Annotated in this window: 17 protein-coding genes; 9 read left to right on the top strand and 8 right to left on the bottom strand. The window is 31.8% G+C overall.

Going from position 1 to position 19,415, the window contains the following annotated elements; genetic code table 11:
* Positions 1-124 precede the first annotated feature (124 nt).
* Together KMW28_RS25095 and KMW28_RS25090 are read left to right on the top strand one after the other, a co-directional pair.
* Entirely contained in the window at positions 125-877 is a 753-nt protein-coding gene (locus tag KMW28_RS25095) for a transposase (protein WP_169663660.1), read from the top strand.
* Positions 878-1,092: 215 nt separating this feature from the next.
* The gene (locus KMW28_RS25090; RefSeq protein WP_169663659.1) at positions 1,093-2,688 is read left to right on the top strand and encodes a WG repeat-containing protein; all 1,596 of its coding nucleotides are present in this window, start codon (positions 1,093-1,095) and stop codon (positions 2,686-2,688) included.
* A 424-nt stretch (positions 2,689-3,112) separates the two neighbouring features.
* On the opposite strand, the gene KMW28_RS25085 is transcribed toward KMW28_RS25090, so the two are convergent.
* The 3 genes from KMW28_RS25085 to KMW28_RS25075 all read right to left on the bottom strand — a co-directional run bounded on the left by KMW28_RS25085 (position 3,113) and on the right by KMW28_RS25075 (position 5,879).
* A complete protein-coding gene (locus KMW28_RS25085) occupies positions 3,113-4,294 on the bottom strand; it encodes a BamA/TamA family outer membrane protein (protein ID WP_169663658.1) in 1,182 nt (393 codons plus the stop codon).
* A gap of 32 nt (positions 4,295-4,326) precedes the next feature.
* Positions 4,327-4,878, bottom strand: coding sequence for a cupin domain-containing protein (locus KMW28_RS25080; protein ID WP_169663657.1), 552 nt, complete (start codon positions 4,876-4,878; stop codon positions 4,327-4,329).
* Between the two features lie 317 nt (positions 4,879-5,195).
* Complete coding sequence (locus KMW28_RS25075; RefSeq protein WP_169663656.1) at positions 5,196-5,879, bottom strand: TorF family putative porin; 684 nt, start codon at positions 5,877-5,879, stop codon at positions 5,196-5,198.
* A gap of 177 nt (positions 5,880-6,056) precedes the next feature.
* Between KMW28_RS25075 and KMW28_RS25070 the strand changes: the two genes are divergently transcribed.
* The 5 genes from KMW28_RS25070 to KMW28_RS25050 all read left to right on the top strand — a co-directional run bounded on the left by KMW28_RS25070 (position 6,057) and on the right by KMW28_RS25050 (position 10,507).
* Complete coding sequence (locus KMW28_RS25070) at positions 6,057-7,028, top strand: AraC family transcriptional regulator (protein WP_169663655.1); 972 nt, start codon at positions 6,057-6,059, stop codon at positions 7,026-7,028.
* Positions 7,029-7,329: 301 nt separating this feature from the next.
* A complete protein-coding gene (locus tag KMW28_RS25065; RefSeq protein ID WP_169663654.1) occupies positions 7,330-7,650 on the top strand; it encodes a hypothetical protein in 321 nt (106 codons plus the stop codon).
* The gene (locus KMW28_RS25060; RefSeq protein WP_169663653.1) at positions 7,637-8,020 is read left to right on the top strand and encodes a helix-turn-helix domain-containing protein; all 384 of its coding nucleotides are present in this window, start codon (positions 7,637-7,639) and stop codon (positions 8,018-8,020) included. Before KMW28_RS25065 ends, KMW28_RS25060 begins: the two co-directional genes overlap by 14 nt.
* A 399-nt stretch (positions 8,021-8,419) precedes the next feature.
* Positions 8,420-9,394 (top strand): helix-turn-helix domain-containing protein, encoded by a 975-nt coding sequence (locus KMW28_RS25055; RefSeq protein ID WP_169663652.1) that lies wholly within the window; start codon positions 8,420-8,422, stop codon positions 9,392-9,394.
* 288 nt (positions 9,395-9,682) lie between these two features.
* Complete coding sequence (locus KMW28_RS25050; RefSeq protein ID WP_169663651.1) at positions 9,683-10,507, top strand: hypothetical protein; 825 nt, start codon at positions 9,683-9,685, stop codon at positions 10,505-10,507.
* A gap of 325 nt (positions 10,508-10,832) precedes the next feature.
* Here the strand turns inward: KMW28_RS25050 and KMW28_RS25045 are convergent, their stop codons facing one another.
* On the bottom strand, positions 10,833-11,819 hold the full coding sequence (locus KMW28_RS25045) for a helix-turn-helix domain-containing protein (RefSeq protein ID WP_169663650.1): 987 nt from the start codon (positions 11,817-11,819) through the stop codon (positions 10,833-10,835).
* 107 nt (positions 11,820-11,926) lie between these two features.
* Between KMW28_RS25045 and KMW28_RS25040 the strand changes: the two genes are divergently transcribed.
* Both KMW28_RS25040 and KMW28_RS25035 read left to right on the top strand, forming a co-directional pair.
* The gene (locus KMW28_RS25040) at positions 11,927-13,327 is read left to right on the top strand and encodes a DUF1254 domain-containing protein (RefSeq protein WP_169663649.1); all 1,401 of its coding nucleotides are present in this window, start codon (positions 11,927-11,929) and stop codon (positions 13,325-13,327) included.
* A 29-nt stretch (positions 13,328-13,356) separates the two neighbouring features.
* Complete coding sequence (locus tag KMW28_RS25035; protein WP_169663648.1) at positions 13,357-14,769, top strand: DUF1254 domain-containing protein; 1,413 nt, start codon at positions 13,357-13,359, stop codon at positions 14,767-14,769.
* Positions 14,770-14,859: 90 nt separating this feature from the next.
* Here the strand turns inward: KMW28_RS25035 and KMW28_RS25030 are convergent, their stop codons facing one another.
* From KMW28_RS25030 to KMW28_RS25015, 4 genes are all read right to left on the bottom strand, one after another.
* On the bottom strand, positions 14,860-16,119 hold the full coding sequence (locus KMW28_RS25030) for a hypothetical protein (RefSeq protein ID WP_169663647.1): 1,260 nt from the start codon (positions 16,117-16,119) through the stop codon (positions 14,860-14,862).
* A 16-nt stretch (positions 16,120-16,135) separates the two neighbouring features.
* On the bottom strand, positions 16,136-16,843 hold the full coding sequence (locus KMW28_RS25025; RefSeq protein WP_169663646.1) for a DUF4625 domain-containing protein: 708 nt from the start codon (positions 16,841-16,843) through the stop codon (positions 16,136-16,138).
* Between the two features lie 178 nt (positions 16,844-17,021).
* A complete protein-coding gene (locus KMW28_RS25020; RefSeq protein ID WP_169663645.1) occupies positions 17,022-17,861 on the bottom strand; it encodes a hypothetical protein in 840 nt (279 codons plus the stop codon).
* 65 nt (positions 17,862-17,926) lie between these two features.
* Positions 17,927-19,246, bottom strand: coding sequence for a Kelch repeat-containing protein (locus tag KMW28_RS25015; protein WP_169663644.1), 1,320 nt, complete (start codon positions 19,244-19,246; stop codon positions 17,927-17,929).
* Positions 19,247-19,415 lie beyond the last annotated feature (169 nt).

Genomic DNA, 19,415 nt, shown 5'->3' with positions numbered 1-19,415 from the left:
ATTTCTGCCCTCCTTATTATTTCTCCCCCCCTATTATTATTCCCAATTCTCAAAAAACCATTCGGAAATCAATCACACAATCCCTACCTTCACCACTAGCTATTACTCATAAAAACAACGATTCATGAAAAAGCAACTACCTAACAGGCAATCCATTCGCCTAAAAGGATACGATTATTCTAAAGCTGGATTATACTTCATCACTATTTGTGTAAGAAACCGTTTGCATTTATTTGGCAGGGTTGAAAATCAGAAAATGATTTTGAATGATGCTGGAAAAATGGTTGAGAAATGGTATTGGAAATTGGAGGAGAAATTTGATGTGGTGAAATGTAGGGAGATGGTGGTGATGCCGAATCATTTTCATTGTATGGTGGAGATTATGGAGGGTGAAAGTGGAGATGATAATTTTAAGAAGGAGGGCGGAGATCTCAATATTAATAAGGTGGGGAGGGATTTAAATTATAAAAATCATAGCAGGGATCTTAATCATAATAAAGAGGGCAGCGATCTCAATTATTATAAGGAGGGCAGCGATCTCAATTATTATAAGGAGGGCAGACACGTGGGTCTGCCCGTACGGGATCAATATGAGAGGGATATTTTTATTGGGAGGATTGTGCAGTGGTTTAAAACTATGTCCACGAATGAGTATATAAAGGGGGTGAAGGAGAAAAATTGGAGGAGATTTAATAAGCGATTGTGGCATCGCAATTATTGGGAATATATAATAAGAAATGATGAGGAATACACTAGAATCGCAAAATATATCATCGATAATCCAGCCAAATGGGAAAAGGATAAATTAAATAATGGTGAAGGTAATACAGTATTAGAGCCAGCTGCTGATTATGCTATAGAAGATTGGATGATTTGAAAATCAATTTTTGATGAAAGAATATACATTACATAAAATCACCTTATAATGTTGAAGTCTTCAACATTATAAGGTTAGCGTCTTTCACCTTAATAAGTGAAACATTCTCACCTTATCCATAAAAATTTCAGATAATCGATTAGACTAAAATTGTTTTTGAAATACATAATATTATTTTTTTTCATAATTTCGTATTTCGAACTAAAACTTAAAAAATGAGTAGTCAACTAATTACATATACTATTCTCTTAGTATATATATTCCTATCATCATGTGCAGTAAACAAGACCACAACTGCTGAAAATGAACCGAAATCTAATCTTTTGTCTGATTATAAAATTGATGAGGATTTATTAATTCCTTATCAAAAAGATGAAAAATGGGGATTTATGAATATCCATAAACAAATTATTATCCCTGCCAATTACGATCATATAAAAGTTCCTTTTGACCATGGAGTTGCCGTATTAAAAAAATATAACGAAGAGGATGATAATTATTATTATGGTTTGATTGATCGTGAAGGAAATGAAATCCACCCTTTTAAATATTTCGATATTGAAAAATTTAATAAAAATGGGTTTGCAAAAATTATGGCTTTTGAAGAAAAATATACTTTAAGTGGTTTAACCGATAGAAAAGGAAATCTTGTATTCCCAACAAAATATGTAAACATAGTTTATGATGAAACACATGATCTTTACATTACATCAATTTTTAAAAACAAAACAGGAATTTATACCATAGCTGGTCTTATGAATATAGATCAAGAATGGATACTAGAACCTAAGTATCGTGATATTAAACCGATTAAAAACACCGATTTATTTATCGCATACAATAATGGGAAATATGGAATTATTGATATTAAGGGAAATGTACTGCTTGATATAATTCACGAGAAAATAAAATTATGCAAAAATGAAAATTACTTATTTGCTGTAAAAGAAGGAAAAAAAGCATTTTTTGACCTTCAATTAAATCAAATTACCCCTTTTAAGTACAAAGATAAAAACGATCTTAATTCATTTCATGGACAATATGCTATAGTAGAGACTTTGGATGATGATAGGACCATAATAATTAATACTAAAGGTGAGTTTGTTTATGATTTAACTAAATATAATTATATTGGTTTATCCATTCAAGATGGTGATTATTTGGTAATTTCCACAAAAGAACTTCCAAAAGAATACGAACATTATTATATCAGAGATTCTAAAGGCCTTTTAAAAATTTCCACTAAAGAATTAATCATTGACCCTTTTGATTATAAGTATGAATATCTTACAATTCATAATCAAACCCCTTTATTATATTCAGCTGCTCCACTATTTAATGAAAAAAAATCAAAATTATTTGATAGAGAATTAATTGATGAAAGTGGAAATATTTTGGTCTCTGGTAATTATAAAAAATTCAGAAAAATTTATGGTCTTCCGGATTATATTGAAATGACTCTTATAGAAAATGATATTGAAAAAGTAGAACTCTTCAACTTTCGCACTAAGAAAATTCTTATGGAATTTGAACAAAAGGAATTAGGTAGATTCTTAAATAATGGTTACAATAACCTTGAATTTTTAACTCTAATCAATTTAATTGAAAATGGAACAAAATGGAAAGATAGATTATATGGCATTGTTTCATCAGATGGTCAGATAATAATAGAACCTAAATATAAAAGTATGGATACAAACTTTTTCCCTCTGTATAATTTCTGGGAAAAAGGCCTTTTTGGTGCAAGATATGATAATGAATATTTTATGGTTGATTTGAATGGCAATGAATATAAGTTAGATGAAAATTAATATAAAAAGCGGCCAAATAAAATATTTGGCCACTTTTACATACTTCAAACTTTCTAATATTTACCAATTACATCAATTCTTAATTGAGTAGGTTTTCTTTTTTTATAGATGACCTAACATGTAGCAAATGCTACATATTGCTGGGTAGATCATTACTATAAATAAGATCTTGAATTTTTTGATCATTTTTTGTATTTGGTCATTATGGGAATAAATAGTCACACATCGCCATAGGTTTACAATTGTCTATTTAATACAAGAATAGAATTACTCTACTCTAGAAGAAATACTTTTTTGAAACGGAAGAGCAACAAAGTCACCCTCCCGTACAATCATCAATCGCCAATTCCAAAGAATTGGTTTTGCAATGAACACTTCGTTAGTATTATATAGGTTTATAAACTGAGTTTGTCCTCTCTCAGTGCTAAAAGAATTCACTAATACCGAAGTAGAACATATGTCCATCTTTACCACATGCATAATCCACATTTATATTCATGCGTTCATATGGTAATAATCTATATCTGGCTCCTACAGATACTGCAGGAAGCCACTCTGCGTTTCTAAAACTTTGAGACATTCCTGACTCATCATCGCTACCAAAAACTTTACCTATACCTACTGAACCAACAAAACCTAATTTGTGGTTTAACCAAGGTGTTTCTTTACGGTATTCTGCCTGGAAATTGACTAAGTTTCTATCCATTCTTCTACCGGCTTCGTATCCTCTTTGTAGAATTTCTGAAGCTCTACCATAGGTTGACCAGAAATCTCTGGTGCCATCTTTGGAGATAAATCGACCAAAACCTTGGAAGGCGATAACATTACTCACATGTCCAACTGTAAAGAACTGTCTATAGTCAGCAGTGAAAATATTTTGACTGTTCTCCCCTAGCATTTGATCCATTCGAACGTTCACAAACTTTCCTTTGTAAGGGTAGTTTACATTGTCTCTTGAATCATAGGTTAATGAATAACGAAGACCATGGGTATTGATAAAATCATCTCCGAAACCATTTGCTTCTAACAATCGGTCCGATTCTTCATTACGCCCTACTGTTTGACGACCTGAATAAATATATCCTAAACCTGCATACACTCTTGAGAAGATTTTTCTCTCTACCATCATGTTAAACATGGTGACATTTAATGCTACATCAGCTTGTTCCAATGGAAGATCTGCATTCGTTGGATCTGGAGATAATTTATAGATTTGGTTTGCTCGACCGAACATTCCAAAATTATTAATTCTCCAAAGGTCTTCTTTTAGATATAGGTCGTTAAAGAAGCCAGCAAAATAACTTCCGTTAGATGTATAATTACCACCTATACCTGACATTGAGGGTGGTGAAACCAAATCTCCTTTACTCGGGTAATAAGTAATTGACCCTAATAAAGTTACTCCCCACTTAGTGGCAGGATCGTAAGAAGGAAGAGGAACAATGTTAAATTTTACTCCTTTTCTTTCTTCTTCATCATCGAATTCTGGTCTATCTTGATGTTTTTTATTTACAACTTTCTCCTCTTGTTTTGTTTCTTGTGCAAATGATTTTATGCTAATGAGAGTAGAATAAAACAGCAATCCAATTAGTATCTTTTTTTTCATATCTATATTTTTTTGTTAGTCTAAGCTTAGAATTACTCCCCGTAAGTTTCCCAAGCTTTCTTTTCTACAATGATAAATTCTTTGTAATCTGAGTCCATTTCCCAAGTACCTGAGTATCCTTTAGGGACAAAGAAAAGATCTCCTGGTCGATATACTTTCTTTTCTCCATTGGTAGGGTTTAAAGTAACATCCCCTTCCAATACTAAAACCATTTGATCATATGGATAACTTTCTACTTGTAACTTCCCTGGTTTGGACATCCAAATAGCTCCTACCATTTCCTCACCTCTATAGATTACTTTTTCCCATTGTCTAAGATCACCACTTATCTGATATTCTTTGGGCCAATCTGGTAGTTTAGTTAAAGTCTTTTCATGGTACATTGTATGTGTTTCCAGCAAGCCTGTAACACTTGGAATAGTACCGCCTAATGATTCTGCAAATCTAATTTCTGTTTCCTGCTTTTGCATTGTTTTACAAGAAAAGCAGGTCAACAACATTAAGATGGGTAGTATTAATTTTTTCATATCTGTATTTACCAATGGAACTTTCAGTAGATTTTTGAGGTCCCAATTAGTTTTCATTTATTGGGTTGTGTTCACCCGGTTTGTTAGAACAAATATCTTGATTAAGTCAAACACTCTATTGTAAAAAACAATGTACTTTTGGTAAAAAAAGAAAGCGGAAAATAAGAGAAAAAAAACACGCATCGTTCATAAAACAATGCGTGAATACTCATCCAAATTTACGTTTCTTGATCTAATGATCTAACTACTATCTGTATCTAACTATCTAACTAATTAAATTCTTCAAGCTTCAGCAAAACGAACTATTAAGATCAAGTGGCAAACAACATTTGGATAAGACTACTTTCCATTCTTAATGTTTGATTTATTTTATCTTAAAATGTAGCTCCGAACAATAAGTGGAATACACTGGTATCTGGATTATATGTTCCTCCAAAAAACAAGGATGATGAATACTTTTCTGAATACTCAATATCAAACGTTTTCATCAAACTAATATTGACGAATGTGAAATTATTATCCACCGTATATTCGTTATTTCCGGCTCCTACTACTAGTTCAAAACCTTTATAATTATACCCTGCCTCAACATAGATATCATTATCTTCACTTAGATTAATGTAACCTGCTAAATGAAAATTTTTGATTCTTTGGATTGCCCCTAACTCAAATGAGTGACCAAAATGAATATCCTCTTGATCTACACCAAATGATGTCTTAGGGCTATCGAATGTTGCTGTGGAATATAAATAGTCGATCACCTGAATACTTAAACCTAACTTTTCGAAAGTATAACCAAAGCGGTATTCAAATTCATAAACCCCATTCCAAGGCAACCAAGCATAGGTACCCCATCCTCCTAAGTAAAACCCCTTATACTGTAATTCTATATCGGGTTGTATAGCAGGACTGTATCCATAATCAATACCTCTCCACACATAATGACTCACAATATCTGCACTACCAGTTAATTTTAATTTATCCTGAGCATTCACTCCTAAGGAGAAAACTAATAACACAGGTAGCAAATAAATCTTATATCTTATTAGGTAGTTCATTTTGTAAATTTGTGAGATGATTATTGTGTTTACTTTGACAAATCCAAAAGTTGTTTTATACCTTTACACTTATCATCGTAACTCATAGTATCGATTAAGAACATTACAAATGTGTAGGAAAATATCTTAGTAATGTTGTATAAAAAAACCTAGTTTTGGTAAAAAAAGAAATCGTTGATGAATAGACATAATTTAGACGGACATTATACGGATGAGGCTTTTAGAGAGTACTTTAACCTTTTTGATGAAACGGAAATTAAGGGTAATCATTACTGGGGAAAATCTGATGATGGCGTATTTAATTATTGGCTATTCGACGAATTTGATCATTACATTAGCTCTGTTCTTTATGATATTGAAATTGAGAAACCCATCGTTTTTGAGGATATTCAGAATGATGATAACGGCTATTTACTCGTATTTCTTTTGGATTCTAGCGTGAATTATAAAGATAAAAAAATTGGTAGCGGATATGTTGAAGGTGCTGCTATTTTTAATGCACATAGAAGAACCATTGTTAAATGTGATCCTGGTCAGAAAATAAAAGGAATTACAGTGCATCTATCTGAGAAACTATTACAAAATACAGGTAGAGAAAATTACGATGAGCTAAATGATTTATTAAAGAACAATAGTAATTGGGTGTTCTTTGAGCATATCACTTACGAAATGGAACAATGCATTCGTGAGCTTTTTGCCCTACAATCTGAAAGAATTGGAAAGTATGGCTTTTCATCGGCTAAAATTTTGGAGCTGATTACCCACTTTTTCACTCAATTCTATACACATAGAACAGGTCAAAAGAAATTTGATTTAACTCAAAAAGAAACTGAAGATATCTTTAACATTAAAACAATTTTAGTAAGTGACTTGATGTATCCTCCTACCATCGAATCGTTAAGTCAGGAACTTGGTGTAAGCATTCCTAAACTCAGAAAAGATTTCAAAAATGTTTTTGGATTATCACCACATCAATTTATTATAAGAGAAAGATTGCATGAAGCGAGAAGAAAGGTGATTCAAACCAAAGAGAGTATGACGGAAATATCTGACCTTTTGGGTTTTACAGATTCATCACATTTTACTAAGCTCTATAAAAAAGAATTTGGTATCACTCCTTTAACTGAAAGAAAACAAAAACATAGCTAATTGAAGAAAATCACTTTTATACAAAAATGAAGCTCTTTTATTCAAAGAGCTTTTTTAATACCTCTTTATATTTGTATCACAATCAATATAGAGGTTGATAATTTATTCTTTACCCAAAAAAAAAGAGAACAAGTTGAGAAAATGAATGTGACTAAAACCGACTATCATTACGAATAGATACGAACGCTTGCTAGTTCGGCATTCAATTAATTAAAATTGAAATGGTTATAAAGGCTGTTAGATTACTAACAGTCTTTTTCTGCTGATCACAATTTCATATTTACCTTTAAAAACTTTACAAATGGAAAAAACTAAAATTGATTTCACTATGACTGAAGGAAAATGTCAAAATTATTTTGAAGCATTCAAAGAAAATTTAGGGGGAAAAATCACAGATAATAATTATCGTTTAGATAATCATTTAGGTACAATGGATTGGACAGCCTATGATATCATGGATGGAGTTCATTTTGTTATCGCAGATACTAATTTAAAAGAACCACTTCACATAAGAAGAAAGGTAAGTAAGGTGAAAGATAGTATACATATTAATGTTGTTAAAAAGGGATATGTTTCTCATTATTTTAAAGATTTTGACCCATGTTGTTATGAAGGTAAATGAACTAATTACCAATGATACTTTAAATGGAATACACATAGATGATTATCAGCGTCTTTTAAAAATTAAAGAACGATTAGATAGTAGCGTAAGAGAAAAAATTAATTTAGAAAATTTATCCTTAGAGTTTGGTATAAGTAAATCAAAATTAAAAAGAGACTTTAAAACTGTGTTTAATAATTCTGTCTATCAATATTTTATGATATCTAAAATGAATAAAGCACATAAGATGCTACAATCAAAGCAAAAAAATATTAGTCAGATTGCCTATGAATTAGGGTATGATTATCCTTCCACTTTTTCTCAGATGTTTAAAAAAATAAAAGGATTTAGCCCTTCTGAAGTTACAACTATAATTAAAACACCTAAATAGGTTCAAAATGTGTGTAAAGGATCAAACCCTATTGATAAAGGCCCAAAATGTCTTCTAACAATTTACATCAATTGATAATTCGAGTTTTTAGATGAAGTTTTGAATGATGTTCAAGCATTTACTCAAAAATAACTAAGATATGAATGTACTGTAAATTAAATAACAATCACTGAAGGTTTATCTCTTACCTTTAAAATTTCTTCGATCAATTATATCTAAATATTTATTAAATAGTTTAGAATTTTTAAATCAAAATTAGATATCCTTCTTAGATGAACCTATCCACTGATATTTACTTTTTTGTAATTATATGGTAAATATCAGAATGCTTCCCTACACTCTATTTTACAACAATTTTGAGAAATGGTGAACCTAATTATTCATCAATTTTTTTTCTAAATGAACAAGCATAACTTTATTAGCCTTAAAAAAGCTTCTGAATTAGAAGCTTACTTCAATCAGTTCACTAAAATCGTACAAAGAGAAAACTTCTACTCCGGGTATAGTGATCATGGCACTTGTAACTATTGGTTATTTAATGAAATGGAAACTATTCTAAATACAGTACTTTTCGAATTTCACGTTTCTCAAAATACTGTAATAGAAGATGAGATCAAATCAGACAATCAATATTTAGCCTTATTCATATGGGAATCCAATGTGTATTTTAAAGGTCATTGTATCGGAGAAGGGGAAAACGTAAAAAGCATCCTATTTAAGAAAGGAGATGAAATAAAGCTTGATCTTAAAGAAAATGAGCATATAAAAGGAATTGCCTGTAGTTTTTCCGACCGTTTACTACATCATGTTTTAAAAGAAGATGCTTTATATTTTTCCAATTTATTTGATGATAAACCCTACTTGTTTCATACAATGAATCAAGAAATGGAGCACTGCATACGTGAAATCTTTTCTTTACAAATTGATATACCTGGGAAATTTGGGTTTAAATCATCTAAGATTATTGAATTGATTACTCATTTTTTGGTGAATATCAACCAAAGAAGAAAAGAGTCTAAAGAAAAGTACCTGACTATAGATGTAAGAGAGGAAATGCTTGAAGTAAAAAAAATGATCATTTCTAACCTCATGGAACCTCCTACATTAAAAGAATTAAGTAGAGAATTTGGTATTAGTATCCCTAAACTTAGAAAAACATTTCGGTCGGTATATGGACTTACACCTCATCAATTTTTAATAAGGGAACGTTTGTTTAAAACAAGAAGAAAAGTATTTACTACTTCCTTAAGTATGTCAGAAATTTCAGACTTACTAGGTTTTGCCGATTCTTCTCATTTTACAAAACTATATAAAAAGGAATTTGGCAATGCTCCTTTAAGGGAAAGGAAGATTCAACATTGTAAAATTGCATAGCTACAATTGTTAAATAATTCTTCTTTTTAGTAGTAAGTTCAACCTTTTTAGAAAAGAGTGTTTCTATATAGTTGAAGTTTCAAAAAGTAGAGCAAACACACAGTATTTTCAAGTGATTTTAATTAATATTTACAGATAATATTAAATATAAATTAACACCTAAAGTAATCGTAATGAATACTTTAGGTGTGTTTCTTTTTTTACCAAAACTACGCTCTTTTTTCCAAAAGTTTCCTTTTTCAACCCTCTACATTTGTATTATCAAATAGAACGAAAATCACGAAAAAAATGAAACTTCTTAAAAAATTACTACCTTCAAAAGCTTTGGCTTTTATTGCTTTATCTGTGTTTGGAATTACAGCTGTTAATGCTCAAGATGCTGCTGATGACATTGCAAACAAATTGCAAAACCCATTATCAAGTATTATTGCATTACCAATCCAACACAATTTGGGTATGGGAATCCCTGGTATGGACGGTACCACTTACACGATGTCATTACAACCTATCGTGGCTCAAGAATTTGAAAAATTCAGTATCGTACACCGTGGTGTAATGGGGTTGTCTTATTTACCTGCAACAACTGGATTAGAAAATAATTTAAATCCTCAATTTGGAATTACAGATTTGAACTACTCGTTCTTCTTTGCTCCTAAAAATGTAGGTAAATTAGCTTGGGGTATTGGTCCATCGATCGATATGCCTACTGCAACAAGCGACATGTTAGGGACAGGTAAATGGAGTGCAGGTGCTTCATTGGCTTTAGTATACCAAACTAACGGTTGGACATTCGATATGATCTTCCGTCAAACAGTATCTTTTGCTGGCGACCAAAATAGAAACGATGTAAACACATTCGTTGGTCAGACATTAATCGCAAAAAGTTTAGGTAAAGGTTGGATGATCAACACATTCCCTACAATTGTAGCCAACTGGAATGCTGAAAAAGGTCAGCAATGGACAGTGCCAGTAGGTGGTGGTATCAGTAAGCTTGTATTTATGGGTAAACTACCTGTAAACCTTGGTGTACAATACTACAACAACGTTGTTAAGCCGGACCACGTTGGTCAGCATGAGTTAAGGTTCATGACTACCTTCGTTTTCAAAAAGTAATTTAGTGCTAGAATACTAATCGTTCGTAATAGAACCCCTATCATATCTTAAGTGACTCCCTAGTTTTAGGGAGTCCTTTTACAAACTAACAACTTTTTAACTATGCTTATTATCTCTTTAACAATAATATTTATCCGTACACTACTTAAAGTTAGGTCTAAAAAAGTTAATCTATTTTTAAACCTAAGTTTAAAAAGATAACAACAGCGGAATTATATACTTTTGTATTTATCCAATATCAATCCTACAGTGAATTTTGTTCAAGGTAGGATTTTGTTTTTCTCTATATATACCCTCAAAATCTAGATGAATTATATACAAATATTTAAAGTATCTTAGATTTATCTTTCCTATCCTTTAATGGAGCTATAGCATACTTCTTTCGATATTCTTTAGAGAAATGGGAAGAGTCTGTAAAACCAGTTAAATCAGAGATTTCGGACATACTCATTTTTGTGTTTTTTACTAGTCTTCTCGCTTCAATTAATCTTTCATTAATAATAAATTGATGGGGGGAACTACCAAATACCTTTTTAAAATTGTTCCTCAGCTTTCCTATATTCATCCCGTATTCCTGACTCAATTCAGTAATTGGAGGGGGATCCATCAAATTATCTAATAACTGATCTTTAATTTTAAATAGTTCAACCATTAAGTCGTCATCAATTCGAAAAGCTTTCTGATTTGAACGGTGGTGTACAATCTGAATCAGTAAATAAGTGATTAACTCGATTGATTTGGACAAAGTGAGTCCATATTTACCTTCTATCCCACTTTGTAAAATGATAATGTCCTTTAGTATTCTATCCATCTCTAGACTTAAAGTTTCATGTATCATCCAGTTTTCAGAATTTCCTATGATATCAGATATTTGATCCCATCGTTCTTTCGTTAACTTCTTTATAAAGGATTTGGTAATTCTAAAAGTTACTCCTGTCATCTTTTGGTTTTTGGGTACCGTTGTATGAACACTCCTTTTTGAATTATAGACCACTACATTCGAATGATTTTCTTTTCCAATTTTAAGTTGATCATACACCACTTCTAGATTTAGGAAAAAACGAAACGTGATACTATCAAAGTCTTTTTGATCATCTAAAAAATGAAAGTCCTCCTTCAAACTCATGTTAAAAACAATAATCTGAAATTCACTTTCGAAATCATCATACCACCAAATATCAATTTCTCCTTGCTTCCCTTTTCCCCAAAAATGATTATTCACATGTTGATATTCATCAAAATGCTTTAGGTTTTTCATGATACTCTCTGAGTTGATCTCCTTTTCGAAAGAAAATAAATACTGCTTCATCATTTTGATCGTTTTATACCGAAAATCGATGTTTTTATAACAAATAATCGTAATTAAAAATACGAAGTTTGTAACATGATACGAAAGAAAAACAATTAAATTTTTAAATCATGAAACATTTTAACCTTATCAATGCGATACTCATCCTATTTTCACTCAATAGTGTTATTGCACAATCAAAAATAGATATATCAGAAAAAGAGGCTCGATTGTTATCAAAAGAAGCATTTGAATTTGGGTTTCCAGCCGTTTTTATAGAGAACCAATTTTATGTAAATAGCTATGTCACCAAACCAGAAGGTTTAAAAGCGCCAATCAATCAATTTGCACATAGTAGAGAGTTCGTTGATGCTAGTAACAGACAATATGTGGGTAATAATGTGGATGTATTGGCTTCATTAGCAAGCATAGACCTTTCGGAAGAAGCTTTAGTCATTACAATTCCTGAAATGGGTGATAGATTCTGGTTAATGCAACTTATCAATACATGGAATGAAGTCCCGGCAGTTCCAAGTTCAAGAACACATGGTGGCGAACCAAGAACGTTTTTAGTCGCTGGTCCAAAATGGGAAGGAAATGTTCCTGATAACATGGAACTCTTACGTGCAAATACGGAAACTACATTGATTGTTTTGAGATTGTACTGTAGTGGTAAAGAAGAATATAAGGAGGTAAATGCTATTCAAGATCAAATTAAAATTACTCCTTTAAATCAGTGGGGGAAAAATTATGAAGCACCATCTCATGTTGCATTAAAAGAAAATTTTGATGGGAATCGTGATGTAGATGAAATTGTCATGTCTTTAACTCCTGAAGAGTTCTTTAATGCTTTAAATAAAATTTTGGTAAATAATCCTCCCTATGAAGAAGATCAACCTTTTATGGAGAAGATCTCTAAATTAGGAATCATTCCTGGAGAAGAATTCAACTACAATAATTATAGCGAGGAAGTAAAAGAAGCAATTACCTTTGGTGTGGCTGATGCTAAACATGCTATTGCTCAAAGAGTGAAAAATCTTGGACAATTAAAGAATAATTGGATTTTAACGTATGATATGGGCCGTTTTGGTACTGACTATAATTACAGAGCTGCATGGTCGTTAATTGGTGTTGGAGGAAATTTGTTAGAAGATGCCTTTTATCCTACCACAATCATTGATGAAGACGGTGAAATGTTTGATACAAATAAGTACGCTTACAAAATCACATTTACAAAAGAAGAACTTCCTCCAGTAGCCTCTTTTTGGTCTTTAACAATGTATGATATCCAAAGCTATTTAGTCGATAATGAACTGAACAAATATACAGTCGGAGATCGAAGTAACCTTACTTACAACGAAGACGGTTCACTAACCATTTATATGCAAAAAGACAGACCAACTGAAGATAAAGTAACCAATTGGTTACCTGCTCCAATAGGGCCATTTAGAATTGCTCTTAGATTATATACTCCAAAAGAGCAAGTAGTGAATGGTAGTTGGATACCTCCAGTAGTTCAAAAAATTAAATAATTATACCTAATACATCAATCAAATAGATCATGAAAATACTTAATAGAATAATTCTTAGTTTTTTATCTTTTGTAATTTTGTTATCAGCAACTTCTTGTACTGGGAATACAAAAGATAACAATGAAGTTTCACCTGAAGAAGCAAAGCGATTAGCAAAAGAAGCCTATATTTTTGGATTACCTGCTTTATTATGGGAAAAGCAGTTCCAAAGAATCACATATACAACCGCTCCAAATGGACTAATGGCACCCATGGGACAATTTGGTCACAGTAGACAATTTGTTGATGCAAGTAACAAAATGGTGGTAGGTTTTAATGTAGATTGTTTATACTCTTTTGCTGGATTAGACCTTGAGCAGGAACCATATATTTTATCTGTACCTGAAATAAAAGATAGATATTGGATTATGCAGATATTAAATGCATGGAACGATGTTGTTGCAGGCCCTGGTGTTAGAACATATGGAGAAAAAGGTGGAAACTTTATGATTGCCGGTCCAAATTGGAAGGGTACGATCCCAGACGGTGTTGAATTAATTCGTTCGAACACAAACATCACTTGTATTGGTGGAAGGTTATACTCAAGCGGTAAAGAAGATTATCCAATGGTAAATGCTATTCAGGATGAGATTAAACTTACTCCATTATCTGCTTGGGGAAGTGATTATACACCTCCAACAGAAGTTGCTTTAACTGATATCGAATTCCCTATGGATGTAAATGAAAGTGTTCAAAAAATGTCTGCTGAAGAGTTTTTCTCTAATCTTAATCGATTATTAGTTGGTAATTTAACTTATGAAGCAGATAAAGATGTCATTCATCATTTTAAGAAAATCAATATTGAAGCGGGTCAAGATTTCAACCTGAACGAATTCAGTGATGATGTTCAAAAAGCTATAAAAGAAGGATTTCAAGAAGGACATGAAAAGCTAGAAGAGATTATTGCTCATCTTGGGGAAATCAAAAATGGTTGGACCTTAACCTATGATATGGGACGTTATGGTACGGAATACGAATTACGTGCAGGTTGGTCGTATATCGGACTTGGTGGTAACATTATTGAAGATGCTTTTTATCCAGTAACAAGGGTTGATGAAAATGGAGATGATTTAACAGGCGATAATAAATATGAGCTTACTTTTGCTCATGATGATCTTCCTCCTGCCTATGCTTTTTGGTCAGTAACCATGTACGACAAAGATCAATATTTAGTGGACAATGAATTAGATCGTTATGCATTAAGTGATATAAATGACTTAAAATACAACGAAGATGGATCTTTGACTATTTATATCCAAAATGAAAGACCTTCTGATGATAAAATGTCAAATTGGTTACCCGCACCAAAAGATGACATTAGAGTAACATTACGACTTTATTCTCCGCACGAAAAAGTAAGTGATAGAACATGGATACCTCCAACAATTAAAAAAGTAAATTAATTCTCTGAAATAAAGAGTTAGTTTCAAGAATACAAAAACACCATCAAGCACAAACTTGATGGTGTTTTTGTATATAAGATTCTCAATTTCTTAATCATGATTATCAATTGGCAACTCAATCATGTTACCAAAAGTACCGATATCAGAAATCTTATTGTTTGTTTCGATTGGTGTATATGGAATCATGTTCTTAGCACCATATACATTAATGTAAGTATTATTTCCAGTATGTACGTAAGCAAATTTTTCACTTACTGCTACTCTTACATTTTCAGAAAGATCTTCATTCACTGTTGTAGAATTGACCGGAATAAATGTTCCTAAATCATAAGCTACAAACTTCTGATCTTCTGACAATACATACAACATGCTCATCATGTAATTGATTTCAAAAGCTTTGATATTTTCAACATCTACCACTTTTTTGATCTTTCCTTCTTCTACATCAATTTTATAGATACCTTTCTCATTATCGATACCTAAGGCAATCTTGATAGTTGCAGAACCGTTATAATATTTTCTGTAGATTAACTGATCAAACTTCACATTATCTTCAGGGTAATCAAGCATTTTCTCATACATCACGATTTCTGGATTACTCCAATCACCTTCGTTTTTAAATACAAAAGTAAAGACACCTTGATCAGTAGATACTAAACCATAATTTTCATCCCAATTAACTGCATAAGTATTGGCTGAGTAAATCTCATTAAATTCTTTATATGATTTATCGATTTCTTCAGTCCCAACATTATAAAGATCCAATTGATTCTGATCGTTGATTAACAAGTAGTAATTATCGCCAAAACCAGAAGATAAATAAGGTGTATTCACACCCGCTTTTTGATGATGATTCAATTCAATTTCTTTCGCCTGTCCACCATTCAAAATATCTTCGGCTCCTAAGTTAAAGAGATTTCCACTCTCTTTTGATCTCCAAATAGCTTGAAAATCACTCCAATCTGGATTATCCAATTGTGGTGTAGAAGTTGTTACTTTTATTGCTGGCGGATACGTATGGTAGTGGTTCATGTGAAGATCAAGTCCTGTAAAAATACCATAAACCGTATTCTCACTGTAAACCATTGCGTTTGCAATCTTTGGCCCTAATTCATGAATCACTTTAGTACCTTCTTCTTCAGTAAATAACGTATCGATACGATCACTGTGTGGCTCTCTTAATTCCACAATGTTGTTATCAGTATACGTTACCACAAGTTTTAAACCTTCATATTCAATGTAAGGTGCATCTTCAGGTACTTCGACTTCATCTTCTAATAGACTATCGTCTTTTTGACATGCAAAAAAAGTACTGCTAAAAAGTAGTAGTAAAATTAAGTAGTTTTTCATTTAAGTAAATTTGGATTTAGAATTGAAATATTTCTTCAACTGTATTCTGTCGAGCATCCGATGCAATTGCTTTTACAACATACTCCCCTTCAGGTAAATCTGAAGGAATTGAAATACGGTCGCTGAAATCGATTTGATGGGTGTTTGCAGCAGTAAAGTCATAGTAATTTGATAATACTTCTTGATTATTACTATCTACTAACACTATATAAAGATCTTTTAGAATGTTATATCCTTCTAATTGAAAGGCAATACTTATTTGTTCGCCAGGAAGAATTTCTCCTGATATTTCCACGTTATTGAACACGATTAAAGGGACGATTTGTAAAGGTCCACCTTCAACCACTTTTTCTCCTGCTTCATCTGTCACAGATAGCTCAAGATAATACTCTCCTGTATCAAATTCTGCTGGAATGATTGGATGTTCATGAATATTTGGATTCAGTATCCCTCCATGATGCTCGGAATAATCATATTCCTCTGATTGATCACCATTCAATGATTCAATGGTCAGAATAACTTCTGACACTCGATAATTACCTTCAACTTGCGCTTCAAGATGTAGATCAACACCAGCATAACCTATTTGATTATCTCCATGTCCAGTGCTTCCTTTTCCATACTCAAGATGAGCTATACGTAAATTTGATGATAATTCTTCCTCTTGATTACAAGCAAAAAGACTCATAACCAAAGCAATGCTAATTAGTTGTAGTTTTTTCATTTAGCTATTTAATGCAATAATGTCGCAAATATAGGATTTGATTTATTGAGGTAAAGGAAAAGTGCAAATTAAATGTTTAACAAAGTTGAATAGTAAACAGATTTAAAATTAAGTTAACATTAAAGGGTTTGTATAATGTTACAGGCAGATATTTTAATAAAATATCTGCCTGTAACATTTATTTTGAAGAACCTTCCAACTGCTGCTGTAGTTCTTTCATCATTTTGGGCTGAATAACATCGACCAATTCACCCGTTTTATAAATATATTTCTTTATTACATTGGGTTCTTGACGGCTATCATAAATACCACTCTTATTGGCATCTATACCAAAATTGATGATTAAATCTTTTTCTCCTTCAATAAAATTATAGTTCTTCACATCTGCATTAGGAAGGGTTATTTCATTTAATTTATCGTTGGTTATCGAATAAAGATAAATCGATTTTAAATCCAATTGATCTATTACTCCGTCTTTATTTGTATCTTTTGTAGCGGCTTTAAAATTAACTATGATATCGCCATCTGCTTTAAAATAATCAACATCAATACGATTAAAATTAAGTCTGCCATTAAAAAGTTTTTTTGATGTTAGCGTTTTATTATCAAATACTATTAGATTATGATAATATCTTTCTCTATAAGATTTATAACTTTTACTGTCACTAAATTCAAATCTTTCATAAGCATCTCTTTCCTCGAATTCATACTCTGCAATATTTTCAGCCTTTTTTAAATTAATATGAGTGATAGGAATAATGTACACCTGATTTAGTATATCAGCTAATCTTGGATATTCATAAGCTACCAATTGTTTTCTTTTGTTTTCGGATTGTAGTTCTTCTACTTTCTCTTCAGCAAGAATCCCAGTAGAACCATTATCTTTTTTGGATTTAAACACTTCATTTGTAAGTATAAATGCGGCTGAAAAGAAACCAAGAAGTAAAAAACAAATAAGTATTACACCTACTACGGATAATAGAATTTGATTGAAGTTTTTTATTTTTTCGATATTCATAGTTTAGTCTTTAGTTGTAAATAGTTTTCTAATTTAAAACTATATTACAAATTAAAAAAGGGGAATTACTTCCCCGCCATTTTAGTATCCATAAACTCCACCAAAGGAAGTTTATATACAGAGTTCGAGAACCATTTATCTCCAAATTCTTTTTCGTAGCCTCCGTATACATATAAGGTGTCCTCATAAATAGTGATAGACGCATCCCTTAGATTTAGGTTTGTACGGTACTCACTCATCACTTTTGATTTTATGTTATAGATAAATATACTATCGTCGTCCAAAATGTATAACAAATTATCTACATAGGCTAGAGACGGATTTTCGATGCCATAGAGTAAATCGGCTTCACTTTCCCATTGTTCAGTAGCAATGTTATACGATTCTATTTCTTTTAGAGGTTGCCCATTAAATCCACCTACAACATATATTTTATTACCGATAAGTATACCGGTCGTCTCTTTCGGTTGTCTCATCTTTGGGAGTTCATACCAATAGCCAGTTTTGGTATCTAAAACATGTCCCTGATCTGTAAAGATTTTTTTCCCATTGTTTTTTCGATGGACAGAACCACCCATCACATATATTTTTTGATGGTGTGCTACTGCGGAAAAATTAACCGCTTGATGTGGATTGGTATAATCTATCTGTAATTCACCTGTCTTGAGGTTATAGACTTCTATGGTATTTTCTAAATACTCAAGCTTTTTACTCGTTGATAAAGACTTCCCTCCTAACAAGTATAATTTATCATTGATGTCCACTGCTTCATGATAGGCTTTCTTTCGAAATTTATCATCTATCAATTCCCAAGTGTTATTTTCGATATCATAAATTTGTAAGACATCTTGATACCCCTCCCAGCTGTAAGCTTTCGATGCATATCTTGCCACTTCTGTAATCGTCTGATAATTCTGTAGACCAGTGTTGACAAAAATAGATTCATCACCTCCTGAGATATAGATCTTTGAGCCCACTAGTACTGAGCCAAAATTATACACCCCTTTGGGTAATTTACTTACTTTAGAAAACTTCAATTCGCTCTGTAAATTTCGTTTCCTTTCAATCACCACTTCTTCTAACTCATGCACCACTTCATTTAAATACATTCTGTGGCCACTTTTAATTAATGTAAAAAGCGGAATTGATTCTGTTTGATACCCCACATGAGAGAAGCAAATAGTATCCGATAGAGAAATGTTCTTTTCAGTAAAAAGCTTAAAAACTCCTTTTTTAGAAGTGACTGTCGCTTTAATCAAGTCATTTTTTAAATAGACATTTACATTTTGGATAGGTTTATTGTTTGATGCATTATAAACTACTCCTTTTAGATTTTGAGAGAAAATTGAAGTAGAAATAAATAGTAAGATGAATATTAGTCTCATTTTTAAATAGTTTGGTAGTTTTTTATTAGGTATTCAAAAGTAGTTCATCGACCTATACAGAACAATTATTTAGATGGAAATATTCAGGTTCAACATCAAAAAAAGTATTTGATGATGGAACAAAAAAAAAGACGAAGAAAGATTCCTCGCCTTTTACTATTAAAAGTCT

It is taken from the genome of Flammeovirga yaeyamensis, assembly GCF_018736045.1.
Classification (GTDB): Bacteria; Bacteroidota; Bacteroidia; order Cytophagales; family Flammeovirgaceae; genus Flammeovirga; species Flammeovirga yaeyamensis.
Note: the sequence above shows the minus strand (reverse complement) of the source record. Positions and strands in the feature narration are given on the sequence as shown.